The sequence below is a fragment of the Planosporangium thailandense genome (genome assembly GCF_011947195.1).
Classification (GTDB): Bacteria; Actinomycetota; Actinomycetes; order Mycobacteriales; family Micromonosporaceae; genus Planosporangium; species Planosporangium thailandense.
In genome coordinates this window covers 85,380-112,076 of record NZ_JAATVY010000015.1, presented here as the reverse complement: position 1 = coordinate 112,076, position 26,697 = coordinate 85,380, and the positions used below count along the sequence as shown (strand labels likewise).

Genomic DNA, 26,697 nt, shown 5'->3' with positions numbered 1-26,697 from the left:
CGTATGGCCGACCGGCGCGGCACAACCCTTACGGCGTGGTTACGTCGAAACGGCCGGATCGACGACCAGCGGAAGACGTACCTCGAACCGGCAGCCCGGACCGTGGTTGCGGGCCGCGATCCGGCCGTGATGGGCCTCGACCAGGCCGCGCGCGATGGCCAGGCCCAGGCCGGCGCCGGCCGGTCCGTCGTGGGCGCGGTCGGGGGTGCGCGCGGTGCTGCCCCGGAACGCCACGTCGAACACGCGGGCCAGCTCCTGCGGCGGAATGCCGCCACAGGCGTCGTCGACCCGCAGCCACGCCTCGTCACCGGCCACCCCGACCTGGATCGCCACCGCGCCGTCGGCCGGGGTGTGCCGGACCGCGTTGGCGACGAGGTTGCGTACCACCCGGGCCAGCTCCGGGTCGCTGCCGAGCACGGTCGGCCACTCCTGCGCCTCGGTACGCAGCCGCACGCCCTTCTTGCGCGCCATCGGCGTTTCGGCGCTGACCGCCTCGCTCACCACGTCGCGCAGCGCCACCGCCGACATCGTCAGGCGCAGCGCCCCGGCGGTGATCCGGGACAGCTCGAACAGGTCGTCGACCATGGCGGAAAGGCGCTGCGCCTCGGCGCCGATGCGGACGGCGTACGTGTGCGTTTCGGCCGGTTCGCTGACGACCCCGTCGGCGAGCGCCTCGGCCATCGCCCGGATGCCGGCCAGCGGGGTGCGCAGGTCGTGGCTGACCCAGGCGACGAGCTCACGTCGCGAGGCCTCGGCGGCCCGCTCGCGGGCGCGCGCCTGCCGCTCCCACACGCTGCGCCGGGCGATGCCCCGGCCGAGGACGATGGCGGCCGGCACGGTCACCGCCGCCACCAGTACGCAGATGAGGAGCGTGGTCGTCAGCATCGGGCTGAACATGAACCGGGCCACGCCGAGCACCCCGACGAACGTGGCCGTCAGCGGCACCAGCACCAGTACGGTCATGGCGGTGGTCAGCGACCTGTCGCGCAGCAGCCGCAGGGCGAGGGCGCCGAGCACTGCGACGGGCAGCGAGAAGGCGACCGCGTACGGGGCGATGTGCGTCAGCTTCGTGAACACGGCTCAGCTCCGCGGGTCGTACCGGTAGCCGACGCCCCACACCGTGGCGATCCGCACCGGCCGCGCCGGGTCGTCCTCGATCTTCTCGCGCAACCGCCGTACGTGGACCGTGACCGTCGACCGGTCGCCGAAGCTCCAGCCCCACACCCGGTCCAGCAGGTCGGCCCGGCTGAACGCGGCGCCGGGGTTGGCCATCAGGAACGCCAGCAGGTCGAACTCGCGCAACGTCAGGGCGAGCCGTTCGCCGCCGCGGGTCGCCACCCGGGCGGCCGTGTCCACGCGCAGGTCGCCGTCGACCAGGTCACCGGCGGCCACCGGCGCCGCGCCCCGCGTCCGTCGCAGCACCGACTCGACCCGCAGCGCGAGTTCACGCGGGCTGAAGGGCTTGGTCACGTAGTCGTCCGCGCCCAGTTGGAGGCCGAGGACGCGGTCGGACTCCTCGCCGAGCGCGGTGAGCATGACGATCGGTACCGACGACCACCGCCGGGTCCGCCGGCAGACTTCGACACCGTCCACGCCGGGCAGCATGATGTCGAGCACCACCAGATCGGGTCGGCCGCTGTCGATCAACCGCAGCGCCTCCTCCCCGTCGCCGGCCACGAGGACCCGGTGCCCGGCGCGCTCGAGGTACCGGCGGACCACGTCCCGGACCGTCAGGTCGTCGTCCACCACCAGTACGGTTTCCAACCGCCCCTCCCACCGACGGGCGCCGCCGGCGCCGGTCGGCCGAGCGTAACGGAGTACCGGACGGTTTCGTGCCAGCGGTGGTGAGCCGTCACCGTTCGGTAATAGGTCGTCCCTCGCCGCCGATTGGTCCAATTCAATTGATGCGGTGCATTGCGAACTTGTGCACGGTCAACCGGCGTTCAGGATTCTCCCAGAAGATATAAGTACTTCGATTGCCGCAGTCAGCTGGGGGGGAACGTGCAGACCGAGCGCATCGTGGGCCGCAGATCCGAACTGTCGGCGCTCGACGACGCCGTGGAGCAGATGTCCGGGTCCACGGCGGACCGGACCGTCGCCTGTGTCATCCAGGGCGAGCCGGGCATCGGCAAGACCACGCTGTGGCGGTACGGCGTGCAGCGGGCCCGCGAGCGCGGCTGTGAGGTGCTGGCCTGCCGGCCGGCCGAGCCGGAGAACCTCCTGTCCTTCGCCGGCCTGACCGACCTCGTCGACACGGTCCCCGACGCGGTGTTCCGCGCCCTGCCGGCGCCACAGCGCCACGCGCTGGACGTCGCGTTGCTGCGGGCGACCCCGGACGGCGCGCCACCCGATCCCCGCGCGGTGAACCTGGCCACCCTCAGCCTGGTGCGCCTGCTGGCCGCCAGCCGGCCGGTCATCCTGGCCGTCGACGACGCCCAGTGGCTGGACCCGGCGAGCGCCGGCGTGCTGAGCTACGTCGCGCGCCGCTCGGTCGACCACGCCGTCGGCGTGCTGGCCACGGTGCGCAGCGACGAGCGGTACGCCGAGCCGGTGCCGTTCGGCCTCGGCCGGGCGTTCGACCCGGACCGGATCCGCCGCATCCGGCTCGACCGGCTGTCACCGGCCGAGCTGTACCGGCTGGTCCGGACGCGCACCGGTCTCCACCTGGCCAAGCCGGATCTGCTGCGGCTGGGAGAGGCGAGCGGGGGTAACCCGTTCCTCGCCCTGGAGGTCGCCCGTTCGATCCAGCGGACCGGCTGGCCCGAGCCGTCCGCTCCGCTGCCGGCGCCGGCCACCCTGGACGACGCGGCGGTCGAGCGCGTGACCCGGCTGCCACCGGAGACCCGCGAAGTTCTGCTCGTCGCCGCCGCGCTGCACCACCCCCGTACCGCGCTGATCCGGGCCGCGCTCGGCATGCCGGGCCCCGCGACGCCGGGGCTGGAGGCGGCCGAAGACGCCGGTGTCGTCGAGGTACGAGGCGGCCAGGTGCGGTTCACCCACCCGCTGTTCGCCTCCGCCGTCTACTCGGCCGCCGCCACGGAACGACGGCGGGTGCTGCACGCGCGCCTCGCCACGGTCGTCCCCGACCTCGACGAGCGGGCGCGCCACCTGGCGCTCGCCGCCGACGGCCCCGACGCGGAGGTGGCCGGGGTCATCGCGGACGCGGCCCGCCAGACCCAGGACCGCGGCGCCCCGGCGATGGCCGCCGAGCTGTGGCTGCTGGCCAGCCACCGTACGCCGCCCGGCGACCCGCGCGGACCCCGGCGAGCCGTGTCGGCCGCCGAATGTCTGTTCTCGGCCGGCGACGCGATGGGCGCCCGGACCATCCTGGAAACGGCAGCGGCCGGGATGCCCCCGGGGCCGCACCGCGCGCGGGCGCTGCTGTGGCTCGCGTCGATCCTCTTCTACGACGGCAGCCCGCGCGACGCCGTGGCGGCTCTCCAGCGGGCGATCCCGGAGGCGGCCGGGGATCGGCTGCTCACCGGCACGCTGCAACTGCGGATCGCGTGGTTCGCCGACTACGACGCCGACCTGAGGGTACGCAGCGCGGCGCGGGCCCGCGAACTGCTGACCGGGGTCGCCGACGCGGCCCTGCGGGCGTGCGCCGAGCTTTCGGTCGCGTTCTTCGGGTTCCTCGCCGGCCGCGGCGCCGACCACGAGACGCTGGAGCGGGGCCGGGCGCTGCTGCCGGACCGGGCCTTCTCGTGGGAGGTGGAGTTCGGCCGGTCCATGCTCAACATCTGGGCCAAGAGCTTCGACATCCCGCGGGCGCGGACGGGGTGGCTGGCCAAGTACCGGCGGGCGCAGGAGATCGGGGACGAGCCGGCCGTGCCGCACGCGCTGCTCCACCTGGTGGAGATCGAGTGTTGGCTGGGCAACCTGGACCTCGCCGCGCGGTACGCCGAGGAGATGGTCGAGACCATCGAGCAGACCGGCCAGCGGCGGTGGCGGGGCCAGGCGCTGTACACGACGGCGCTGGTCGCCGCGTACCGCTGCGACGCCGACCCGGCCGTGGCCGCCGCGACCGAGGGGCTGGCGCTCGCGGAGTCCTTCCAGGACACGATGGTGGCCGTCCTGCACCTGTCCGTCCTCGGCTTCGTCGAGCTGTCCCGCGGCGCTCCGGAAGCCGCGGACCGGTATCTGACCCGGGCGGCCGACGCCGTCGCGGGGATGGGGATGCGCGAGCCGGCCCGGTACACCTTCTTCGGCGACCAGGTGGAGGCGGCGCTGCACCTCGGCGACGTGGACCGGGCCGCGGGTCTGGTGGCCGACCTGGATCGGCGCGCCGCGGTCGCCCCGTACCCGTACCTGGTCTGTGTCGCCGCCCGCAGCCGCGCGCTCCTGGCGCTCGCCCGCGGCGACCTCGCGGGGGCGGGAGCGGCGGCCGAGGCGGCGGTACGCGCGCACGCCGACCTGCCGATGCCCTTCGAGCAGGCCCGTACCCTGCTGGTGCACGGCCAGGTCCTGCGGCGGCGCAAGGAGAAGCGCGCCGCGGGGGAGGCGCTGACCCGGGCCGGCGAGATGTTCCAGCGGCTGGGTGCCAACCGGTGGCACGACCGGGTGGTCGCCGAGCTGCAGAGCCTCGGCCTGCGTCGCAGCTCCCCCGACCAGCTGACCCCGGCCGAGCGGCGGGTCGCTTCGCTGGTCGCCACCGGCCACACCAACGACGAGGTGGCGGCGGCCCTGTTCCTGTCCCGGCGGACCGTCGAGGCCCACCTGTCGCGCATCTACCGCAAGGTGGGTGTCCGGTCGCGCACCGAGCTCGCCCAGGCGGTGGCCGGTCAGGGATCGGCCTGACGCCGCGGTGGCGGGCGGACCAAGACTACGTGTTTTCACGGATTCGACGGACCTCTCCGATAGGAGATCGTCTATCGCGTCAACGCCGGCGCCCCACCCGAGCGGGCGCCGGGGTCGAAACGCGAGGAGGAGAGGTACATGCGGATTCGACTGGCCGGGCTGTTGGCCGGCCTTGCCACCGCGGTCGTCGCCGTGATCGCCGGAGCCGCTCCGGCCACGGCGGCCCCAGCCGCGCACCAGGTGCATCCGATGGTCTCGGCGAAACCGGTGGCCGTGCACTTCTACAACGACGGCTGGTACTGGGCGTACGCCGACGTCTGGGGCTACGACGGGAGTGGTCGGGAGGTCTACCACGACTGGAGCGGCAGCGTGGGGCACACGGGCAACCGGTGGTTCACCGTGCCGGCAGGGGTGGCCTCGGTGCACTGGCAGGTCCGGATGGAGCCCTTCGGCAACACCATCCACCAGCAGACGATCAACCCCTGGTACGACTTCAACGACTACTGCACGGACGGCAAGCACGCCACCATCTACGTCGGCGGCACGGCCGGCAGCACCAACGACTACGACCTGCACTGCTCGAACTGGTAGCCCGGCTCAACCGACCGTGACGGGCCCGGGCGGTGCGCTCAACGCCGCCCGGGCCCGCGCCCGCCGACAGGAGTAACCAGATGCGGATTCGATTCGCCAGGCGCATCGCGGTCGGGCTCGCCGCCGCGGTGCTGGTCGGAGCGGCCGTCGCCGCCGCCCCGGCCCCTGCCGGGGCGCGCGTCGGAGCGGCCGACGGCTACCCCAGGTACAACGAGGTCCACGGCACCGCGACCCACAACTCGTACTGGCTCAACCGCTCCGACAAGGCCGACTTCTTCGCCAGCGGTACCCAGGAGCTCATCTCCGACCAACTGCTGCACGAGCATGTCCGCGCGCTCGAACTGGACATCCACTCCGAGGGCGCGCCGGCCGGGCGCTGGAAGGTGTACCACACGTCCGACTCCGAGGACTTCACCTGCCGGTACCTCGACGACTGCCTCCAGCTGCTGCGCAACTTCCAGTACGCGGTGCCGCGGCACGAGGTCGTGAACGTCATGATCGAGCTCAAGAACGTCGTGCCGTACACCGGCGCGAGCTTCCCCGGCATCCCGACCAACGCCAACTTCGACGACAGTCACACCATCGAACAGCTCGACGACACGCTCCGCCAGGCGCTGGGCGGCGCGTTGTACACGCCGGGCGACTTCCTGTCCCGGTGCGCGCCGGACAGCACGATGGTCTCCTGTATGGCCTCCGCGGGCTGGCCGACCGTCGACCGGCTGCGCGGCAAGTTCATCGTCAACCTGATCGGCAACTGGAGCACCGCCGGCGCCGACTGGGTGCGGTACGCCACCCACGATCTTCCGCACCGCGCCGCCTTCCCGATGCAGTCGGTGTTCGAGGTCGATCCGGGCTGCACCGCAAGCTGGCTGAACCCGGCGAGGTCGGGCGTCGCCCCGATCGGGTTCCGCGCATCCGGTCCGGACTCCGACTCGTACTGCGTCCGGGACATCAGCGACTTCGACCCGTCTCCGCCGATCGACGCGGCGGCCCGGCAGGCGGCGTTCCAGGCGTCGGCGTTCTGGCAGCTCGAGGACGTCGGACCCAACGGCACCGCCAAGGCCGGCGCGTACCTTGCGCACAACGGGGTCGTGCGCGGAGCCGACAGCTACGACTACCACCCCGGCTGCGACGCGTACGCCTGGCAGTGCCAGGAGAGCCGGATCAACGCCGGCTACCAGTTCGTCCAGACCGACTATCCGTGGCACGTCACCGGGAGCGGGGATGCGTCCCAGCGGCTGCGCCGCCGCGACGGTGTCGCCGTGCACGAGCCCGGCTCACGCCTGTACGTCCACACCGGACCATCGCCGGCGTACTGGCCGTTCGTGTTCGACGCCGCCCCGGCCACGTCACAGCGCTGGTGGGAGACGACGGTCTCCACCACCCGCAACGGCGACACCTGGGGCAAGGAGAACACCGCCGGGGTGTTCGTCAAGGACGTACTCAAGACCTGTCCGGCGCCCGGGCTGGACAAGCAGGACACCTGCACGAACTACGCCCGCAGCGCGCAGAACGGGGACGGCAGCCTGCGCGCCGCGTCCGCGGACGACTCGAACTGGATCCAGCTAGGCCGGCAGAAGAACACCACGCCGGGCCCCAGCTACTACCAGGAGGACGTCAACCTCTACATCCGGGTGGCGCGGCACGGCCGGGTCGTACGCACCAGCCAGTTGATCGCGCCGCGTTACGGCGCGTGCCGGGACGCCTCGGACCCGAACTCCGACGGCGTGTCCTGGACCTGTATCGGCAGCATGATCGCGTTCTCGGTCGACAACCGTGGCACCGGCGCCACGGTGCACGTGTACTCCGCGGGCCGGGTCACCGCCGCCGGCGTACCGGACTGGCACGAGATCGCGGCCGAGGACTTCGACACGCCGCTGACCCGGCAGGGGCTGAGCGGGGTGGGTGACGTGCTCTTCGCCGGTACGCGCCGGGGGAACAGTGTGTGGCCGGACGCGTCGCTGCGCGAGATCACCCTGGCCGACCTGCCCGGCCGCGGCATCCCGGCCGGCGCCACGGTCGACGATCTGTCCGCGCCCTAGCCGCCGGCGGCGTGCTCCCGCGGCAGCCGGCTGCGGCGCCCGCCGGGCACCCCGGCCGCACCCGGCTGCGGCGCCCGCCGGGCGGTAGCGCTTTCCTCACGGTACGTCGTCGTCGGCGCGCCGACATCCGTGATCGCCAGACCCGGACGACGAGACGATGATGCGCATCACTGTGTTGTCTTTTTGGACTGTCTGCGCAGGTCAGTCGGGCAACGTCGACGGACGGACCCGGGGTGCCCGTGATGTCAACGACATCGATCGATGGTGCGACCGCCGCATCCGGTACTGTTGCCGGCTTGCGCGGCTGCCATACCGTCGCCGTCGAAGCTCGAGGAAGGATCCCGGAACGTGCGTGCGTGGCTCGGGCGTGCCTGCGCCCTGACGCTCGCCGCGATCATGGGCCTGGCCCTGCCGCCGTCCGGAGCCTCGGCCGATCCCACTGCGACCCCCACGCCCGGCGGTGCCCCACCGGAGGGCCTGCCGCAGCTTCCGGATGCTTCCGGGCCGCGTGACTGCCTCCCGGGCGCGCAGACGGTGTACCGACCCGCGCCCTGGGCCCAACAGCGCCTGGCCCCGCAGCGGCTGTGGTCGCTGACCCGGGGCGGCGGCGTCACCGTCGCGGTCGTCGACTCGGGCGTCGACGGCGGCGTGCGGCAGTTGGCCGGCAAGGTGAGCGCCGGGGTCGACGTCCGCACCCGGCAGCGGGCCGACAGCGACTGCGTCGGTCACGGCACGTTCGTGGCCGGTCTCATCGCCGCGAGCCCGGTGGACGGCACCGGATTCGCCGGGCTGGCGCCGGGCGTGCGCATCCTGCCCGTCCGGGTGACCACCGCCGCCGACGGGCGCTCGGCCGACCTTGCGCGCGGCATCCGCGACGCGGCCGACGCGGGCGCGAAAGTCATCAACGTGTCGATCGCCGCGGAGCAGCCGTCGGCGGAGCTGGAGGCGGCGGTGGCGTACGCCGCCGGGCGGGACGCGGTCGTCGTCGCGGCCGTGGCGAACCAGAAACAGTCCGGCAACCCGCGCACCTATCCGGCCGCGTACCCGTCGGTCGTCGCGGTCGGCGCCGTCGACCGGGGGGACGCCCCGGCCTCGTTCTCCGAGTCTGGCTCCTATGTGGATCTGGCCGCACCCGGAGTGGACATGGTCAGCCTCGGTCCTCGTGGCAACGGCCACCTGCAGGGCAGTGGGACGAGCTTTGCCGCGCCCCTCGTGGCCGCGACCGCGGCGCTGGTGCGGTCGTACCATCCCCGGCTCAGCGCGGCGCAGGTACGGCACCGGCTGGAGGTCACCGCGGACCACCCCGGACGCGCCGTGCCCGACCCCGAGCTCGGCTGGGGTGTGGTGAATCCGTACGCGGCGGTGACCAGTGTGCTGCCCGAGGAGTCGGGCCCCGTGCGCTCCGCCGCGGCGGCGCCGGTGGTGGTGCCGCCGACGCCACCGCGAGCCGGGATGACGGCGCGGACCGTCGCGTTCGCCGTCGCCGGGGCGGTCGCGGTCGGCGTTGGAGTGGTCTGGCTCTGTCTGCTGCTCGGGCCGCGTCGGCGGCGGCGGACGGCGGGCGTGACGGTCGGGTGAGGCAGTGCGGGAGGGCAGCGCGGTGGTGACCGGTGGTGAGGCGGTGCAGGTCGGCGAGGTGTGCCGGCTCAGAGTCGTCGGCCCGGGGCGGCGGGTCGAGCTGGCTGTGCCGTCGGACATCCCGCTGGCCGAACTGATGCCGTCGCTGCTGCGCTACGCGGGGGACGACCTGGCGGACGCCGGCAACCAGCACGACGGATGGGTCCTGCAGCGCCTCGGCGAGCCGCCGCTGGACGAGGCGCGGGACGTCGCGTCGCTCGGCCTGCACGACGGCGACGTCGTGCTGCTGCGGCCGCGCCGCGCCGAACTGCCGCCGGCGGACTTCGACGACCTGGTCGACGCCGTCGCTACCGGCGCGGCCGAACGGGCCGACCGGTGGCGTCCGGCCTACACCCACCGACTGCTGGTCGGGCTGATTCCGGTACCGGCGGCGGTCGGGATCTGGCTGCTGCTGCAGCCGGGGCCGGTTCCGGCGCGCGTCGCCGCAGCCGCCGGCGCTGCGGTCGTGCTGCTGATCGGTGCACTGGTCGCGAAGGTGGCGCTGCGGGACCGGTCGGCAGCGGGGACGCTCGGCGCGGTGGCCACGGCCACGGCCGCCGTGGCCGGCGGGCTGGCGACCGGGCTGGCCGGCGGCTCGCCGTCCACCGGGGCGTACCTGCTCGGCGGCGGCGCGGCGGCGCTCGGCGCCGCGGGGGTCATCCTGATGGTCGCGCGCGGCGACGCTTTCCCGTTCCTTGCGGTCGCGGTCGTGTCGCTGGCCGCGGCGCTCGGCGGGGCGGTGGACCTGCTCTTCCCGATGGCCTCCGGCGGCACGGCCGCGGTCGTCGCGGTGCTCGCGCTGCTCGCCGACCTCGCCGTCCCGATGATCTCGGCTCATCTCGGCAATCTGCGGATCGGGGCGCTGCCGACCGGGGCGGACGAGCTGCAGGAGAACACCGACCCCCTGCCGGGCCCGGAAACCCTGGCCCGCGTCGCCGCGGCTGACCGCCTCATGACCGTGCTGCTGGCCGCGCTCGGCGCGGTCGCCGCGGCCGCGCTCCCGGCCCTCTGCGCCGCAGCCGGCTGGTCGGCGCGCGGGCTCGCCGCCGCCGTCGCGGCCCTGTTGCTGCTGCGGGCGCGGAGCTTCGTCGGCGCCCGCCAGCGGCTGGCCCTGATCGCGCCCGGCGCGCTCGGGTTGGCCACGGTCGCCGTCGTGACCCTGCTCGACCTGCCGGCGCCGCTGCGACTGGCCACCGGGCTGCCCGCGATGGTCGTCGCCGGCGGCCTGCTCGTGGCCGGCGCCCGGCACCTGCCGGGGCGGCGGCTGCTGCCGTACTGGGGACGCGCCGGTGACATCTGCGAGTGGCTGCTCGCGATCGCGGTCGTGCCGCTGGCCCTGGCACCGATCGGCGTGTACTCGCTGGCCCGCGCACTCGGTGGCTGAAATGGACGGTGCGGCCCGGCAGGGAAGGGATGGTGGGGATGCGGTCGAGGCGTGAGCAACTGCAGGCACACCGGTTTCTCGTCGGTCGCCTGGTCTCGGCTCTGGTCCGCGCCGAACCGGACGCACCGGAGAGCCCGAATCGACGCTCCGGCACCGGGCTGTTCGGCGGGATGATGATCGCGGTGCTGCTGGTGGCCGGGTTCGCCGTGTACGGGCTGGTGTCCCCGGGCGGTGAGACGGGGTGGCGCAAGCCGGGTGCCCTGATCGTCGAGAAGGAGACCGGCGCCAGCTACGTCCTGGCCGGCGACGAGCTGCGGCCGGTGCTCAACTACGCCTCGGCCCGGCTGTTGCTCGGCACCCAGCTCGAGCCGCACACCGTGGCCAGCGCCTCGCTGAAGGGAACGCGGCACGGCACCCCGATCGGCATTCCCGGCGCGCCGGATGCGTTGCCGGCCGCCGGCCAGCTCACCGGCGCCGCATGGCAGGTCTGCGCCACGCAGGTCGCCGACGAGTCGGGCACGCCACGCTCGCGGGTGGGGCTGACCGTCGGTGGCCGCACCGGCACCGTGCTGCCGGCCGACCAGGCGCTGCTGGTACGGGCGCCGGGCAGCCAGCTGTACCTGGTGGTGGCCGGCCGGCGGCTGCGCTTCGCCGACCGCTGGGTGGTCGACGCGATGGGCTACGGCGACGTGCAGCCGATCGAGGTCGGCGCGGGCTGGATCAATTCGGTGCCGGCCGGCCCCGACCTCGCCCCGCCCGCGATTCCCCGACGGGGCGAGCCGGGACCACCGGTGGACAACAGACCCACCCGGATCGGGCAGGTGATGACCGTACGCGGTGTCAGCGACGAGAGCAGCTACCTGGTCCTCGCCGACGGACTGGCTCCGTTGACCCGCACGGAGGCGGCGTTGGCGCTGTTCGATCCGGCCAACCGGGGCGCCTACGGCGGCGGTCCGGTGCAGCCGGTGCCGCTCGACCCCGCCGCGCTGGCCGGGGCGCCGCGCGCCGCCGCCCAACCGGCACGGCCGCTGCCCACCACCCCGCCCCGGCTGGCGTCGGGGCTCGACCGGGACCGGGTGCCGTGCGTGCGGATCACGCCGCAGTCGGCGGGCGCCCGCAGCGAACTCGTCCTCGCGGCGCCACCACCGCTGCGCGGTCCGGCCGGCGGACCGTTCCCCCCGAAGTACGACTCGCTCAGCGCGGACGGCGTGTGGGTACAGCCCGGACACGGCGTACTCGCGCGGGCCCAGGCGGCTCCGGGCGTCTCCGGCGGCACCCTGTACCTGGTCACCGACGTCGGCGCCAAGTATCCGTTGAGCTCCGACGATGTCGCCGAGCTGTTGGGGTACTCGGCGCGGGAGGCGGTGCCGGTACCCACCACGCTGCTCGCCCTGCTCCCCACCGGCGCGGTGCTGGATCCCGTCGCGGCGCGCACGGGCGGTGGGCCCGCAGCCCGGCCCGGCGGGTGACGCGTGGTGGACGAACTCGACTTTCCCGATGCGAGTGGGCCCGGTCTGCTCGTGCTCGACCAGCCCGGCGACGGCGACCTCCGGGCCGGCCTGGCCGAGGCGGGGTTGACGCTGGGGCCGACGGTGGGCTGGGGAGAGCCCCGCGGCTACGAGTACCTGTGCCGGCTGCGCCCTCCGTTGAACCTGCTCGACGCCGGCGAGGCGCGGCACGCCCGCGATCTGGTGCACCTGGTGCGCGCCGCCCGGCTGCTGGGCCCGGTGGTCGTGGTCGCGCACGCCGGCAGCGACGCGGTCGTCGAGTGTCTGGCCGCCGGCGCGCTGGACGTCATCGACCGGGCCGCGCCGCCGGCCGAACGGGCCGCCCGGCTCCGGGCCCGGCTGCGGCGGCTGCCGGCGCGCGGCGTCCGGCGGTTGGTGCCCGCCGCGCCCGGCGCCTCCGCCCAACGGCTGCTGCTGGGGCTCCTGCTGCACTGGCGACGCCCGATCTGCTGCCATGACCTGCGGTGGCTGTTCGGTCGCCCCGGGCAGCCGCTGTCGTTGTCGGCCCTGCGCGCCCGGATGCACCGGGTGGGCCGGCTGCTGTCGGCGTACCGGCTGCGGCTGGAGGTCGACGCCGGCTGGGGCAGCACCACGTACCGGGCGGTGCCGCTGCCGGGGTAGCGCCACATACCGGGCGGTGCCGCTGCCGGGGTAGCGCCACGTACCGGCCGGTGCTGCTGCCGGGCTGGCGCCGGCCCGGCGGTGCGGCCCGTCACCCCGCGACCGGGCCGGCCGCCTCGTCCACCAGGGCGGTCTGCACCAGGCCGACGCCCCGCCGTGTGATGAGCTGCGCCCGTCCCGGCGGGAGCCGTCGGGGCGGCACGTTGCCCAGGAACGCGCCCTCCTCCCGGCCGCACGACAGCAACAGTGACGGCGTCGCGAGGTCGATGAGGCGACGGACCACCGGGTCGGACAGGACGCGCGCCGCGCCGACGGTGGTACGGGCGACGACCAGGTGCAGCCCGATCTCCACGCCGTGCGCCAGCAGATCCAGCAACGGGGCGAGCGGATTGTCCACCGGATGGGCGATGAGGTCGTAGTCGTCGACGACGACGTACAGGCGGGGGCCCTCCCACCAGTCACGCCGCCGAAGCCGCTCGGTGGTGATCTCCGGTCCGGGGATGCGCTGCCGGAGGATCTCGACGCTGTCGCGGATGTGCTGGCCGAGCGCCGTGCCCGACACCGCGTACCCCAGCTGGTGGTCGGTGGGGACGGCGTCGTGCAGCTCGCGCCGGGTGTCGGCCATCATCACCCGGGCCTCGTCCGGCGAGAACCGGCCGGCGACGGCGCGTGCGACCAGGCGCAGCAGGTTGGTCTTGCCGGTCTCGCTGTCGCCGAACACCATCAGGTGCGGGTGCTGGCCGAAGTCGTGCCACACCGGCTGCAGCCGCGCCTCGTCCCAGCCCAGCGGTACGCGCAGGTCCCCGTCGGGGGCGGGCAGCTCCGCCAGCGGCAGCACCGGCGGCAGCAGCCGCACCGGCGGCGCGCCCGGTCCGCTCCACGCCTCGGCGATCGCTTCGACCAGGGCCCGGCTGTCGTCGGGCAGGGTATCGGTCGCGCCGCCGCTGCCGACCCGCGAAAGTCCGCCGATCCGGGGCACGCCGGCGAGGAAGTGCAGGCGCTCGGAGGTCAGCCCGCGGCCGGGCAGCGCCGGGACCCCCGCCGCCGCCCGCGAGTTGATCTCGGAGTCGGCGCTGTCGCCGAGCTTGAGCTCGAACTTGGTGCCCAGCAGGTTGCGCAGCCAGGGCCGGACGTCGGCCCACCGTCCACTGGTGACGATCAGATGGAGGCCGAAGCCGAGCCCCCGCGCGGCCAGCTCCTGCACGACCGGTTCCAGGTTCTCGAAGTCCTGGTGGAACGTGAACCACCCGTCGATCACCAGGAACACGTCGCCGTAGGGGTCCTCGTCCTGGAACCGCCCCTGCCGGCGCAGCTCCCGGTACCGTTCCATCGACTCGATCTCGTGCTCGCGGAACAGCTGCTCCCGACGGGTCAGCAGCCCTGCCAGCTCGGCCAGGGTCCGCGCCACCCGCTCGGGATCGAGTCGGCCGGTGACGGCGCCGACGTGCGGAAGCTCACGCAGCGACGCCAGGGTGCCGCCGAAGTCCAGCAGGTAGAACTGCGCCTCCCGGGGCGTGTGGGTGAGCGCCAGGGCAGTGATCAAGGTGCGGGCCAGGGTGCTCTTGCCGGACTGCGCGCCACCGGTGATCCCGACGTGGCCCGCTCCGCCGGACAGGTCGGCCAGCAGCAGGTCCCGCCGCTGCTCGGCCGGGCGGTCCACGAGCCCGACCGGTACCGTCAGCGCGCCGCGTCCGGGCCACTCGGCCGCCTGGAGCCCGTACTGCGGGTGCGGCACGATCGGCGGCAGGAGCTCGTCGAGGTCGGGCGGGGCCGACAGCGGCGGCAGCCACACCTGGTGCGCGGCCGGACCCTGGTCGCGCAGCCGGTCGACCACGATGCTCAACATGCTCTCCCGGCTCGCGGGCGCCTCGGCGGGCGGGGCCAGGGGCTCCGGCGGCGGCGGAGCCGCGGTGACCGGCGCCGCCTGCGGCCGGTACTCCACGACCTGCTGCGCCACGACCGCGGGCGGGCGGGCGGGTCGCGCCGTCCGGGTCGCGCCGGACACGTACGCGGCCTTGAAGCGGATCAGCGTGGAGGTGTCGGTGCGCAGGTAGCCGTTGCCGGGGGCCGACGGGAGCTGGTAGGCGTCCGGGACGCCCAGCACGGCGCGGCTTTCGCTGGCCGAGAAGGTGCGCAGCCCGATGCGGTACGACAGGTGCGACTCCAGGGCGTTGATGCGCCCTTCGTCGAGCCGCTGCGACGCCAGCAGCAGGTGGATGCCGAGGCTGCGGCCGAGCCGGCCGATCATCACGAACAGGTCGATGAACTCCCGCTTGGTGGCGAGCAGCTCGCTGAACTCGTCGACGACCAGGAACAGGGTGGGCAGCGGGTCGAGCGGCGCGCCGTCGGCCCGGGCCCGCTCGTAGTCGTAGGCGGAGCTGTAGTTGCCCGCGCGGCGGAGCAGTTCCTGCCGGCGGGTGACCTCGCCGGAGATGGCGTCGTGCATCCGGTCGACCAGCGGCAGCTCGTCGGCGAGGTTGGTGATCACCGCCGAGGTGTGCGGCAGCGACTCCAGCCCGAGGAAGGTGGCGCCGCCCTTGAAGTCGACCAGGATGAAGTTGAGGATCTCCGACGAGTGGGTGATCGCCAGCGCGAGCACCAGGGTGCGCAGCAGTTCGCTCTTGCCGGAGCCGGTCGCGCCGATGAGCATCCCGTGCGGGCCCATCCCGCCCCGGGCGGCCTCCTTGATGTCGAGCTCCACCGGGGCGCCGGTCTCCGTGACGCCGATCGGCACCCGCAGCTGGTCCCAGGTGGAGCGGGGCGCCCAGGTCCGGCTCGGGTCCAGGGTGCGGGGATCACCGACCCCGAGCAGCGCGGTCAGTTCGATGTCGGTGCTCAGCGGGGCGGCGCTCTCCACCGAGCCGCCCATCCGGAAGGGTGCGAGATTCTGCCCCAGGACCCGGCAGCGCACCGCGTCGAGCGCGTCCGGGGTCGCCACCGGGGTGGCCCGCTCCACGGCGGGCCGGGCGCCGGTGACGGACTCGAGCCGGCCCGGGGTGGCCCGCAGCCGTAGCGTGATCTGATCGTCCCGCCAGGGTAGGCAGTCGGCCACGTCGATGACGGTGCAGTGGCGGTAGCCCGCGGTCGACATCCGACCGTTCTCGGCCTGGCGCACCCCGTCGAGCAGGATCACCACGTACGGCTCGCCGGCGACCGGGCGGGCCTGCGGGTCGAAGCGCGGCCGTTCGCGGAACGCGTCCCCGCCGAGGAGGTCCTCCATCGCCGCGATCTCGTCGGCGAACAGGCGCACCGGACCGGCCGCGTCCCGTTCCCGCGGGTGACCGGCGTGCGGCAGCCACTTCACCCACTCCCACTCCGGCTGCCGTTCGGCGCTCGCGCAGACCGCGATCTGCAGATCCTCGGGCGAGTGCAGGGTGGCGAGCTGCGCGAGGAGGGCGCGGGCCAGGTCGCACCGGGTGGCGTCGTCGCCGCGCAGCAGGACCCGGGCGAATGACGGCAGGTACGCGCTGACCGGGACCCCGTCGACGCTGCGGTAGGCGCGGATGAACCGGCGCAGGGCGCGGGCGGACAGCGGCTCCAGATCCTCGACGGGCTTGGTCTGCGGCGCCGACAGCCGTACCGCCAGCCGCTGTGCGCCCAGGCCGAGCCGGACCTCGCCGAAGTCGGGGTCGGTGATGCGGCGCTCCCACAGCCGCCGGCTCATCGCCACCGACCACAGCGCGGCCGGGTCCGGGTGTTGCCAGGTCAGGGCGGTGCGCTGCTGAGCGGCCGCCGTGCGGACCCGGCGGCGCAGCTGGGACAGGTAGCGCAGGTAGTCGCGGCGCTCGCCACGCATCCGGCGCTTCTGGTCGCTGCCGCCGCGCCCCAGCTGGCTGACCACCATCCCGAGGCTGGAGACGGCCATCAGGCCGGCTGCGGCGTAGCCGACGGTGTGGTTGCTGCCGGGCTGGAGGAAGAACAGGGCCGTCGCACCGCTGCCGGCCGCCATCGGCAGCGCCATCAGCAGCCCGCCCATACCGCTGCTCTGCGGCTCGGGCAGCACCGGTGGCTCCTGGATGACGATCTCACCGGTCGCGACGTCCGGTATGGACTGTCGCGGCGGTCGGCGGAACGGAACGCTGACCAACGCCTCCTCTTTCCCCGGCGCGCGGATGCGGGCTGGATCGCGGCGGGCGCGGACCCGACGCCCGCGCGGCAACCCGGCCAGGGTATCCCCGCGGTCAACCGGGTCCGGACTGGTGACCGGGGCCACTGTGGAATACGGCACCTCCCACCGGCCGGACGTGCGAAAACGTTGTGCCGCTTCGAAATGCGCGCATAACGAAAGGCTCGCGGCGCGCCCGATTGGACGGATTGGAGGGTGTTTGCCGGCCACAGCGCGTTGGCATCCGGTCGCTACGGTTTGGTTTCCTTGCAGTCGCACGGGGCGACCCGATCGCCCGCGTGCCGCGCACGGCGTACGCCGTGACGAGTCAGGAGGAGACAGGCATGTCCAAGGGCGTCAAGGGCGATATCGGCGCGATGGTCAAGGGCAAGGACGCCATCGCCGACGCGGCCGAGCAGATCCGCAGAAGGCAAGCGGCCACCGAGGACGCGGTTTCCGGGCTGGAGGCAAGCTGGTCGAGCGAGGCCCGCGTGCGCTTCCAGGGCGTGATGGACCACTGGCACCAGGACATGAGTCAGGTCCTCAACCAGCTCGGGCAGATCGAGCGGGAGCTGGAGACGACGATCACCGCCTACCGCAGCCAGCAGGCCAACGTCAGCGCGGCGGTCAGCCTGCCGACCTCCGGTCAGACCAACCCCATCGGCTCCGTGCTGTCCGGTCGACCCGGCAAGTAACGCCCCGCCCACAGAAGCCATTCTCCGGAGGAACGGATGTCCGACGACAGCTACATGGCCAACATCGACGGTATGGTCACCGCCGCCGACGATCTGAAGGCGACCGCGGCGCAGATCCAGCAGGACCTGCAACACCTCGAGCAGCGGATCCGGGACCTGCGCGGGACCTGGGACGGCGGTGCCGCCGAGTCGTACGCCGCCTGCCAGGCCAAGTGGGACGCGGCGGCGGCCGAGATGAAGTCCTTCCTGGACGCGGCGTCGAACTCGCTGCACGAGGCGGCCAACATCTACCACGCCACCGACGCCAGCGTGAGCGCCGGCTGGGGTGGCTGAAGCCGCCATGGTGTCAGGCGGAGGGGAGGTTTCAGAGGATGCCTGAAAATGTGATCCAGGTCGATCCGTCGGCGCTGCGCAGCCTCGCCGGTCGGCTGCAGAACCTGGCGGCCACGTTCAAGGACCCGATCTACGATCTCAACCACAAGCCGAACGATCTCCAGCTGCACGGGCCGGTCCCGATCGGTGCGGGTGCGTCGTTGCAGAGCAGCATCAGCCGCAACTGCCAGCAGACCGCGAACCACCTGCAGAATGCGATGGCCGGGCTCGAGCGGCTCGCCGACGACCTGCGCGCGTTCGCGGACAAGTACCACGACGCCAACGAGCTGGCCAAGACGAGCGCGCTCAACGTGTGGACCGCCTTCGGTCCGGACCTGCAGCAGTACTTCGCCACCGTGTCGGCCGTCAACCCTGCTGGCGCCAGCGCGCCGAACCCTGCGGCGGGAGGGTGACCGGCGTGCCCAAAGATCCGTACACCATGCCCGGTGCCGTCTGGCATGTCGATCCCAACCCACAGGGCGACGTCACGCACCACGACTACGACCACTACAGCTACGAACAGATCGAGAAGGCCATCACCGGCGGGTTCGTCAACGACCCGACTTTCAACGGCTACGTCGATCCGGGTCGGATCCATCAGATCGGTGACCTCATCGCCAGCGCCGGCCGCACGCTGGGCGAGGCCGCCGAAACCCTCGACGGCGAGCGTAGGACGCTGACCGACGAGTGGAAGGGCGCCGGCGCCGACGAGTTCTTCAAAATCATCGACGAGGTGCGGGACTGGCTGCGGCACACCTCGCAGGTGATCGCGATGAACTACGCCGGGGCGACCCACGAGGCCGGCAACCAGTTGGCGCAGGCGCAGGCGATCCTGCACAACATCGCCGCGGCCGCGGTCCGGGCGCAGAACGAAGAGGACGCCGCGAAGGCGGAGGCGGCCGCGCGGCAGTTGGGTTTGGCGGGAGGACACGTTGCCGGACGCCCCTACCTCCATTAACGCGCCCGGCCCGATCACGTCGGACGCGCCGACCTACACCGGGTCGGTCACCATCACCCGGGCCATGCAGGGGCGCCCGGAGCTGCTGGCCGCCGCCCGCAAGCTGATCAAGGAGCTGGACGCCAACTACGAGGCGATCGACCGGCAGGTCGTCGCCCCGACGCCGCCGAAGGCCCCGGTCGTGCCGCCGCAGCCGGCCACCCCGAACCCGTCGCTGACCACCCCGACGGCCGGACCCGGGCTGACCGGTGCACCGCAGATGTCAGCCATCCCCGGCAGCGGCGTACGCCAGCCGGGCCCCGCGCCGGCAGGTGGGTACGGCGCGCTGGGGGACATCGGTGCCCTCAGCACCCCGTCCGCGCTTTCGGCCGGCTCCGTTGCGGGGCTGGATCCCGCCACCCGGCTCGCCGGCACGGGCCTGGCACCGGTCGGCGGAGGCGCGCTGGGTGAGCTGCCCGGCGGGCAGCTCTCCGGGGTGCCGGGTCTGGCGTCGACCTCGACGCCGGGCGGGTCCCTGTCGCCGATCGCGGGTGGGCTGTCGGGCCTGCCCGGCTCGGTGGGCCCGGGCGCGCCCGGCGTCCTACGTGGAGGGAAGCCGCTTCCCGGTGCCGGCGACCTGTCCGAGCTGCCCGGCCTCAGGCCGACCGGTTTCAACGGCATCCCGCTGCGCGCCAACGGCGCGAACCCGCTTCCACGGCCGGCGGGCTCGGGCGGCCTCGGCGCGAACGGCTCCGCTCTCGCCGCCGAGGAGGCCGGCCTGGCCGGTGCCGGCGGTGCCGCCGGGCGGGGCAGCGGTTACCCGATGATGCCGATGGGTGGCGGTGTGGGCGGTGCCGGCCAGCGCGACCAGGACAGCCATCGCACGACCTGGCTGGAGGAGGACCGCGACGTCTGGGGGACCGGCGACCAGATCCTCGACGGGCCGCTCGGGCGGCCCGCACCGTGAGGCCGGCGGACGTGCCGTCCGGTCGGCTGCGTTCCCGTAGGGGGTGGCATGGACCCGTCGATCGAGCAGCGGCTCAGCGAGGCGCTCGCCGGATACCGGCAGAAACGTGACCAGTTCCTGCGGATGCAGCAGCAGTTGAGCACGGCAGCGGCCACGGTACGTTCCCGCGACCGGATGGTCAGCGTCACCGTCGACGCCCGTGGCCAGGTCACCGGGCTGCGCTTCCACACCGACGCCTACCGGCGGATGGAGCCGGCGCCGCTCGCGGCGCTGCTGATGGAGACCATCGCCAAGGCGCGCGGCGAGGTCCGGGAGCAGATCCGCGGGTACGTCACGCCGCTGCTGCCCCGCGACACCAGCTTCGAGCAGGCGGTCAGCGGCGAGATCGACTGGGCGAAGATGTTCGGCGCCGTGCCCTCGGGCGTGGCGCCGGACAACCCGGTCGTGCCCGCAACCGACCCGGCGCCCGTGCGGCCGGGCGACCGGGACTGAGCCGGAGGGAAGCACATGCCCGCTGACGAGGTCTACGTCGACCCGGCCCGACTGGACGCCAACATCGCCCGCCTCCGCGACGTGGCGGGCCGGCTGCGCACGATGACCGACGCGTTCGCCGCGCGACTGCGGGTGCCCGGCCAGCCCGGGGACCCGTACGCCGACAGCCTGCACACCTGGCTCAAGCCCGCTTCCGAGTCGTTCCGCGGTATGGGCGAGGGGCTCTCCAGCGGGGTGGGCAACGTCGCCGAGGGGATCCGGGGCATGAAGGAGGCGTACCAGGCCGCGGACCGGGCGGTGCGCCGGTGACCGGCGCGCGGTCCGTGCCGCCGGCCGGCCTCGCCGGTGGGTACCCGGTCGGCGCCGCCGGGGCGTCCTGACCGTGGACGTCGAACTCCCCAGCGAACTGCAGTGGCTCGCTCCGCTCGTATCGGGTGGGTCCTGGCCGGGGTTGAGCGAGACCGAACTGCGCGAACTCGCCGCCGAGTGGGGGAGCGTCGCCGCGGAGTTCGCGCCGCTGCACAACGAGGTGGTGTACGCCGTCAGCGGCGCCGCGAACGCGGTCGGCGGCCACGGCGGGGAGTCGTTCGACGAGTACATCCGCGACCTGGTGGCCCACGGCCCGGAGATGATCGCCGGCATCGTCAGGACGGCGGGGCAGGTCGAGGAAGGGCTCAACCAGACCGCGCTCGCGGTGGAGACCGCCAAGCTCAACATCGTCATCGCGCTCGCCGTGCTGGCCGCGCAGTTGCTCTACTACGCCGCCATGGCGGTGTTCACCTTCGGCGCCTCGGAGGCCGCCGCCCCGGTGGCGATCGAAGCCACCCAGAGCGTGGTGTGGAGTATCGCCAGGACGCTGATCAGTGGAATCCTCGAGGGCGCCGCGATGATGGCCGGCATCGACGCGCTCGTCCAGGCGATCGAGATCTTCAAGGGCGACCGGCGCTCGTTCGACGTGGGGGAGACCCTCGGTTCGGCCGGCATGGGCGCCCTCGCCGGCGGGCTCGGCGCCGGGGTCGGGATGGGACTGGGCAAGCTCGCTCCCAACCTCGCCGGTAGCGTCGGCGGGCGGATCGCCTCCGGGGTCGTCGTCGGGGGTGTCTCCAACTACGGCGCTCAGCTCATCTTCTCCGCGGCGGAGGGCCAGTTCGATCCCAACCCGATGGGTCTGGTCGCCGGTGCCGTGGGAGGCGCGGTCGGCGGGCTGCACCCGGCGGGTGGACCGCATCCGGCGGGCGAGCCGCATGTGCCGGGGCAGAGCTTCGACCGGCCCTTCGTGCTCGACCACGTCCTGCCCGACGGCGCCGTGCTGCCCCTGTGGGTCGAGCCGACCCGAAACGGTTCCCTGTTCGTCCACGCCCCCGTCGACGCTCCGGCCGTCACCGCGCCCCCGCCTCTCCACGACGTGGTCCGGGACCTGCCCGGCACGCTGGTACTGGACACCGCCGGGCCCACGACCCCCGGTGAGCTGGGCGGCCACCTCACGCAGGTGTGGAACGGGATCCGTGGCGGCCGGCCCGAGGGCGCACCGATGCCGGAGACAGTGGTGCTGACCGCGCCGGCCGGCGCGGGTGAACTCCCCGGCCTGCAGCGGTTCGCCGACGCGCACGGGGTGCGGGTCCTCGCCCCGGACGGCCCGGTACGGGTCGCCGGCGACGGCGCCTCCCTGCTGGTGGACCGCCCGGCCGGCGACCGGGCCGGCACCGGCGCCGGGCAGTGGGCGGTGCTGTCGCCGCGGTCGGAGACCAGCCGCCCCGTCGAACCTGTTGTCGCGCAGGTAACGGAGCGGTCGTCCGGTGGCCCGGATGCGGTACGGACCGTCGTCGAGCCGCCCCAGCCCGGTCGCGCCGCGGAGCCGGTACGGGGTGGCGGGCCGGAGCCTGTTCGGGGTGCGGGTACGGAGCCGGCCGGTGGGGTCGTGCAGGCTGAGCGCGACCCGGCCGTCCGCCCGCGAACGGTGGTGGACCGGGTCGAGACGGCCGGCGGACAGGTCGTCGGCGCCGCCGGGCCGCGCCCGGCGCGGTCGCAGCCGGCGGCGCAGGCCGTGGTGCACAGCACCCCAGCCAGGGGCTCCGCCCCACACGTCACCGAGATCCCGGCGGTTTCGGCGCGGGCCATCCGTGAGCTCAGCTCCGACCCGGGGGAGCGGCACGCGACGGTGACCGTCAGCGCTCCCGGTGGGGCGACGCACGCCCCTGGTCCGGTGCCGCCCAGGTCCTCTATAGACAGTGAACCGCGAAGCGCTTCAGTGGGACAGTCCACAACGGACTCAGATGCGACGGGAGCCCGCCGGCAGCGCACCGGGGACGCCGGTCCCACTCTCGCCCCGGTGGTCGTGGTCGACCCCGGCGCGGTCGCGCATTCGGTGGTCGGTGACCCGCAGCCGGTCCCCGCCGGCGCGCATCCCACGCCGGCCGTGGTCCCGGCCGACCCGCTCAACCGCTGGTACGGCCCGCGTGGCGAGGCGTGGCGCCAGTACCGGGACGAGATCCGGCAGCGATTCGCCGACCGGCTTTCGCTCGAAGAGAGTCTCGGCTGGCGGGCGCGGGACGCCTCCCGCATCGACGAGGAGTTGGCCCGGCTGCGTCGGGAGGATCTGTTCGGCGGCCGGTACCTGACGCCGGAGGCCGCGACCCGGCTCAGCGAACACGGTGAGCGGCGGCTGCGGGAGCTGTGGTGGCACGCCTGGGACGAGGCCGGTCCGGCCCGGCCCGACGCGACCGCCTGGGACGCCACCGTCGACGCGGTGCGCGACGAACTGGCCGGACAGTACGCGTACGAAAGCGGCAAGGGCCGGGCGCTGGCACAGGCCGACGCGGCGCTCGACGCCGCCCTCGGCGACGGTGGCGCGCTGCTGCAACGGGAACCGGTGTCGCCCGAAGGCGAGCAGCGGGTCCGGGAGCGGCTGCACAGCGACGTGCGGGAGGCTTTCGACGCCGAGTGGCGCCCGGACGCCCCGGGCTCGGCGACCCGGTTCGACACCCGGCTGCAACGGCTGATCGACAGCCTGCCGGAGCGGCTGGACTTCGAAAGCCGGTTCGAGACGGCCCGCGACGGGTTCCGTGGCGAGTTCGACGGGGCCCTCGCGGAGTTCCGGCGAGCGGACCTCTTCGGCGGTCGGTACCTCGACGAGGGCACCGTCGCGCGGATCCGCGGCGAGGCCGAGGAGCAGTTGCGTACCGACCTGCGCGACACCTGGTCCCGCGACGGCGTGGACGGTATCGACCAGGCCGGTTTCGGCCGGCTCCGGGAGCGGCTCGCCGCCGGGCTGGCCGAGCGTTTCACGGCCGCGACCGAGCGGATCCGGCTCGACGGCATGGTGCGGGAAGCCTACGACCAGGTCCTGGCCGACGTCCGGGGGCAGGACCTGTTCGGTGGCGCCTACCTGGACGAGGCGCCCCTGGCCGACGTGGCGACGACGTTCCGCGCGGAGGTCGACCGGGTACTCGCCGACGCGCCCGGCGGATCGGCGGCGGCCCGCTGGGAGCGCCACCGCGACATGCTCACCGAGCGGCTACGCCAGCGGCTCACGCTCGCCGGCGAGACCGCGCGCGTCTTCGACCACGGCCGTCGCTCCTGGAGCGAGGACATCACCGGCCGCCGCAGCGACCCGACCGCCGAGGCGAGGCTGACCGACGGCGCACGGGAACGCGCGTACGCCGACTTCGCCGGCCAGGTCAGACGGGCGTACGAGCGGATCTGGGGCGACGAGCCGGCCGGCTACGGCACCGGCCGGCTCGACGACGGACGCCGGACCGCCTGGGAGCACGAGTTGGACCGCCTGGCGGACGGGCTGTTCGACCGGCTTGAGTACGAGCGCGGCCTGACCGAGTCGCTGTCGACCGCCGCCCGCGACTTCGACGAGCTGGCCGGTGATGGACTCACCGGCTACGACGTGCCGGACGAGGCGCTGCGCCGGGTCGGCGACGAGTTCCGTACGCAGTGGGTGGAGGCCTACGATCGGGCCTTCGGCGCGGGCGACCGGGACGTGGCGGGCTGGCTGGCGCACGAGCGCGCGAACGGCGACGCCTTCGGCACCGCCCTGGACCGGCTGCGCGAGGGCCGGGCGGCCGGTGCCGACCGCGCAGGCTGGCGCTCCCCGATCAGCCCGGAGCTGGCCCGCTGGTGGGCCGATCAGCCGCCGCGGCCGGCGCGGGCCGGCGGCGCCGGGCCGGCCACCACGCCGGTCGACGCCGACACGGTGGCACGGCTGTCGCCGGATCGGGCCGTCATCGACCCTCCCGAGTGGACCGTCGACGCCCCGGGACTGCGGGACTGGGTGACCGCGCGCCTGTCCGGGGCGGACCGGTACAACGTGCCGACCCTGGCCCGGTACGAGTACCGCGGCGCCTACCAGCGGATCACCGGCCGTTCGGCGCCGCACCTGCCCGACGAGGCCCTGACCCGCGTCGCCCAGGAGTACCACGGCAAGGGGGCGGTCGCCGCCCGTCAGCTGGCCGAGAACCTGGTGTTCGTCGAGCTGACCGGGGCGCCTCCGCGCCTGCTCGGCGGCATGGACGCCGGCATCACGGAGGTGTCTGACGCCGCACACCCGCTCGGCGCTTCCGGCATGGACGGCGGTCCGGAGTCCGGGACCCGACGCACCGTGCCGCAGACCGAGACGCCGGAGCACCGGAGGTGGACCGAGGCGGCCGAACATGCCACGCGCGGTGACACCGACGCCGTGGACCGGGTCGTCGCGCAGATCGCGGCGGACCGGGGACGCGAGGTGACCGTGGTGGAGATCCGTCAGCGGTTCGCGGTCCACCGGTTGCTCACCGACCCCCAGCGCCTGCCCCGGCTGACCGTCATGATCGACGAAGCGTTGAACTTCGGGCACCAGGCGGCCGGCCTGACCCTCATCGACTCGCTGCGCGAACTGGGGTTCGACCGGCAGTTGACGGTCGTCAGCAGCAGCGCCGTACGCGAAAAGCTCGCCGACCTGGCCGGAGACCGGCTCGACGCGCTGGACTGGGTGGACCGCGACAAGTACGACGCCGAGCAGTCGTACACCGACGCACGTGTCGGCGTCGACGACGGGCCACCGTTGGTGCTCATCGGCGCGAGCGACTCGGTCGGGCCGACCGAGGAGGAAGCCACGAACCTGCTCAACTATCTCGGTGCGGACACGGCGATGGTGTTCCAGCCCTACGCGTGGCGCGCCGGACCTCGGCTGGCCTATCACCGCGCCGGCCCCGGACAGCCGGCCCACGTCATCGACGTCGGTGCCGGGATCGACGAGTACGCGCTGTTCCACACCTACGTGCCACCGATCGGCGGGGTAGCGGACGCGCGGGCGCTGCTCGACGCCGCGCTGTCGCGACCGGTGGCCGGCGGGCTGCACGCGGTGGTCGAGGCCGCGCTGGGCGGCTCCGTCGACGTCATGCCCGTGTACGGGCTGCACCGGCTGGAGGAGGACATCCGCTCCGGCGCGGGCGCGACGCTGGCCGCGGCGCTGCACGAGGCGGGGCTGGACCGCCCGGCCCTGCTGCTGGAGATCAGTGACTCCACCGTGGACTTCGCCCCCGCGTACGCCCCGGCATGGCTGCACCGGGCGGACGCTTCCGATCCCGGGCTGGCGGAGCGCATCGCGGCGCTCGCGCCAGGCGACGTGCTGGTGGTGCGCACGGGCGGCGTGCCACAGGACGTGTTCCGGCTGCTGTACCAGCTGGGTACCGTTCCTGCGGTGCTGGAGGGCGCCAACACCGCCAACACCGCGCAACTGCTCGGCCGCCCGTACTTGTCTCCGCGTCCCGAGACCACCTACGACGCGACGCGGTTTCCGCGCACCGATGAGGCGACTGTCGACGAGGCGGCCATCGCTCGGCTGGGCGAGGTCACCGAAGCGCTCACGGTGGGGACCAAGTGGACTGCGGCGATCCGGGAGAGCGACACGTACGCCGAGCTCGGCCACGTCCGCACCGCTGTCGAGGTCATCGAGGCCCGGCAACGGTACATGGACCGGGCCAAGCCTGCCGGCGAGCCGGCCGACGGACAGTACCTGACGCAGGACGAGTTCGACCGGCTGCGCGCCGCGGTACCCTCCGACCAGCTCACCGGGATCGCGCTCGAGTTTCTCGGCGACCACCCGGAGGTTCACGCGGCGATCGCCCACGATCCCGACAACTACCGCCTGCTGGAAGCGGCGGAGAAGCGGCGGATCCCGGCCAGTCCCGACAAGCTGACGTTGCTGCTGAAACGGCTGCGCGAGAGGCGTGGTGACCTGGTCCGGCAGGCGTTGGGGGAGCACGGGAACGTGTCCAACGACCCCGACCCGGAAATGGTCGCCCGGGTGGCCGCCGCGATACGTGACCTCATGCCGGGCGCGACGGGCCCGCTGCGCGACTACGCCGACCGAGTCGCCCGCGCCGCCCACGACCCCGGTCGCGACCAGGTCCTGCAGGGCCTGTACCAGCTCGTCGAGACGGTCGACCGGTTCCGGCCCGAGCGGCCGCCGGAAGACCCCGGGTCGGACTCCATCCCCGACGTGCTCGCCGGTGCGGTACGCCACCGGCAGCCGACCGACTCCGCCCCCGGCGGGGACCCACCGGAGGCCTGAGGCCGCACCG

Annotated in this window: 18 protein-coding genes; 15 read left to right on the top strand and 3 right to left on the bottom strand. The window is 73.9% G+C overall.

Going from position 1 to position 26,697, the window contains the following annotated elements; all coding sequences use genetic code 11:
• Positions 1-39: 39 nt before the first annotated feature.
• Both HC031_RS20280 and HC031_RS20275 read right to left on the bottom strand, forming a co-directional pair.
• Positions 40-1,077 carry an ATP-binding protein gene (locus HC031_RS20280; protein WP_167926942.1) on the bottom strand — a complete coding sequence of 346 codons (1,038 nt, stop codon included), beginning with the start codon at positions 1,075-1,077 and terminating at the stop codon, positions 40-42.
• Between the two features lie 3 nt (positions 1,078-1,080).
• The gene (locus HC031_RS20275) at positions 1,081-1,764 is read right to left on the bottom strand and encodes a response regulator transcription factor (RefSeq protein ID WP_205862997.1); all 684 of its coding nucleotides are present in this window, start codon (positions 1,762-1,764) and stop codon (positions 1,081-1,083) included.
• 237 nt (positions 1,765-2,001) lie between these two features.
• Between HC031_RS20275 and HC031_RS20270 the strand changes: the two genes are divergently transcribed.
• The 7 genes from HC031_RS20270 (at position 2,002) to HC031_RS20240 (ending at position 12,560) form a co-directional block, all read left to right on the top strand.
• Entirely contained in the window at positions 2,002-4,797 is a 2,796-nt protein-coding gene (locus tag HC031_RS20270; RefSeq protein WP_167926941.1) for an AAA family ATPase, read from the top strand.
• Positions 4,798-4,935: 138 nt separating this feature from the next.
• Complete coding sequence (locus tag HC031_RS20265) at positions 4,936-5,388, top strand: hypothetical protein (protein WP_167926940.1); 453 nt, start codon at positions 4,936-4,938, stop codon at positions 5,386-5,388.
• A gap of 80 nt (positions 5,389-5,468) precedes the next feature.
• A complete protein-coding gene (locus HC031_RS20260) occupies positions 5,469-7,430 on the top strand; it encodes a Ca2+-dependent phosphoinositide-specific phospholipase C (protein ID WP_167926939.1) in 1,962 nt (653 codons plus the stop codon).
• Between the two features lie 348 nt (positions 7,431-7,778).
• Positions 7,779-9,008, top strand: a complete 1,230-nt coding sequence (gene mycP / locus HC031_RS20255) for a type VII secretion-associated serine protease mycosin (protein WP_205862996.1) — start codon at positions 7,779-7,781, stop codon at positions 9,006-9,008.
• 4 nt (positions 9,009-9,012) lie between these two features.
• The gene (gene eccD / locus HC031_RS20250; protein ID WP_167926938.1) at positions 9,013-10,431 is read left to right on the top strand and encodes a type VII secretion integral membrane protein EccD; all 1,419 of its coding nucleotides are present in this window, start codon (positions 9,013-9,015) and stop codon (positions 10,429-10,431) included.
• Positions 10,432-10,469: 38 nt separating this feature from the next.
• On the top strand, positions 10,470-11,900 hold the full coding sequence (gene eccB / locus HC031_RS20245; RefSeq protein ID WP_167926937.1) for a type VII secretion protein EccB: 1,431 nt from the start codon (positions 10,470-10,472) through the stop codon (positions 11,898-11,900).
• Positions 11,901-11,903: 3 nt separating this feature from the next.
• Positions 11,904-12,560 carry a hypothetical protein gene (locus HC031_RS20240; protein WP_167926936.1) on the top strand — a complete coding sequence of 219 codons (657 nt, stop codon included), beginning with the start codon at positions 11,904-11,906 and terminating at the stop codon, positions 12,558-12,560.
• A 91-nt stretch (positions 12,561-12,651) separates the two neighbouring features.
• Here the strand turns inward: HC031_RS20240 and eccCa are convergent, their stop codons facing one another.
• Positions 12,652-16,647: a type VII secretion protein EccCa gene (eccCa, locus tag HC031_RS20235; protein ID WP_167926935.1), complete on the bottom strand. Its 3,996-nt coding sequence runs from the start codon at positions 16,645-16,647 to the stop codon at positions 12,652-12,654.
• 362 nt (positions 16,648-17,009) lie between these two features.
• Here eccCa and HC031_RS20230 point away from each other — a divergent pair, with 362 nt between their 5' ends.
• The 8 genes from HC031_RS20230 to HC031_RS20195 all read left to right on the top strand — a co-directional run bounded on the left by HC031_RS20230 (position 17,010) and on the right by HC031_RS20195 (position 26,687).
• Positions 17,010-17,360 carry a WXG100 family type VII secretion target gene (locus HC031_RS20230; RefSeq protein WP_167926934.1) on the top strand — a complete coding sequence of 117 codons (351 nt, stop codon included), beginning with the start codon at positions 17,010-17,012 and terminating at the stop codon, positions 17,358-17,360.
• A gap of 36 nt (positions 17,361-17,396) precedes the next feature.
• Positions 17,397-17,693, top strand: a complete 297-nt coding sequence (locus tag HC031_RS20225; protein ID WP_167926933.1) for a WXG100 family type VII secretion target — start codon at positions 17,397-17,399, stop codon at positions 17,691-17,693.
• Between the two features lie 38 nt (positions 17,694-17,731).
• On the top strand, positions 17,732-18,145 hold the full coding sequence (locus HC031_RS20220; protein ID WP_167926932.1) for a WXG100 family type VII secretion target: 414 nt from the start codon (positions 17,732-17,734) through the stop codon (positions 18,143-18,145).
• Between the two features lie 5 nt (positions 18,146-18,150).
• Positions 18,151-18,690: a WXG100 family type VII secretion target gene (locus tag HC031_RS20215; protein WP_167926931.1), complete on the top strand. Its 540-nt coding sequence runs from the start codon at positions 18,151-18,153 to the stop codon at positions 18,688-18,690.
• The gene (locus tag HC031_RS20210) at positions 18,665-19,636 is read left to right on the top strand and encodes a DUF1631 domain-containing protein (RefSeq protein ID WP_167926930.1); all 972 of its coding nucleotides are present in this window, start codon (positions 18,665-18,667) and stop codon (positions 19,634-19,636) included. Before HC031_RS20215 ends, HC031_RS20210 begins: the two co-directional genes overlap by 26 nt.
• Positions 19,637-19,684: 48 nt before the next feature.
• Positions 19,685-20,128, top strand: a complete 444-nt coding sequence (locus HC031_RS20205; RefSeq protein WP_167926929.1) for a YbaB/EbfC family nucleoid-associated protein — start codon at positions 19,685-19,687, stop codon at positions 20,126-20,128.
• Between the two features lie 15 nt (positions 20,129-20,143).
• On the top strand, positions 20,144-20,437 hold the full coding sequence (locus HC031_RS20200; protein ID WP_167926928.1) for a hypothetical protein: 294 nt from the start codon (positions 20,144-20,146) through the stop codon (positions 20,435-20,437).
• Between the two features lie 73 nt (positions 20,438-20,510).
• Entirely contained in the window at positions 20,511-26,687 is a 6,177-nt protein-coding gene (locus HC031_RS20195; protein WP_167926927.1) for a WXG100-like domain-containing protein, read from the top strand.
• The last annotated feature ends 10 nt before the right edge of the window (positions 26,688-26,697 follow it).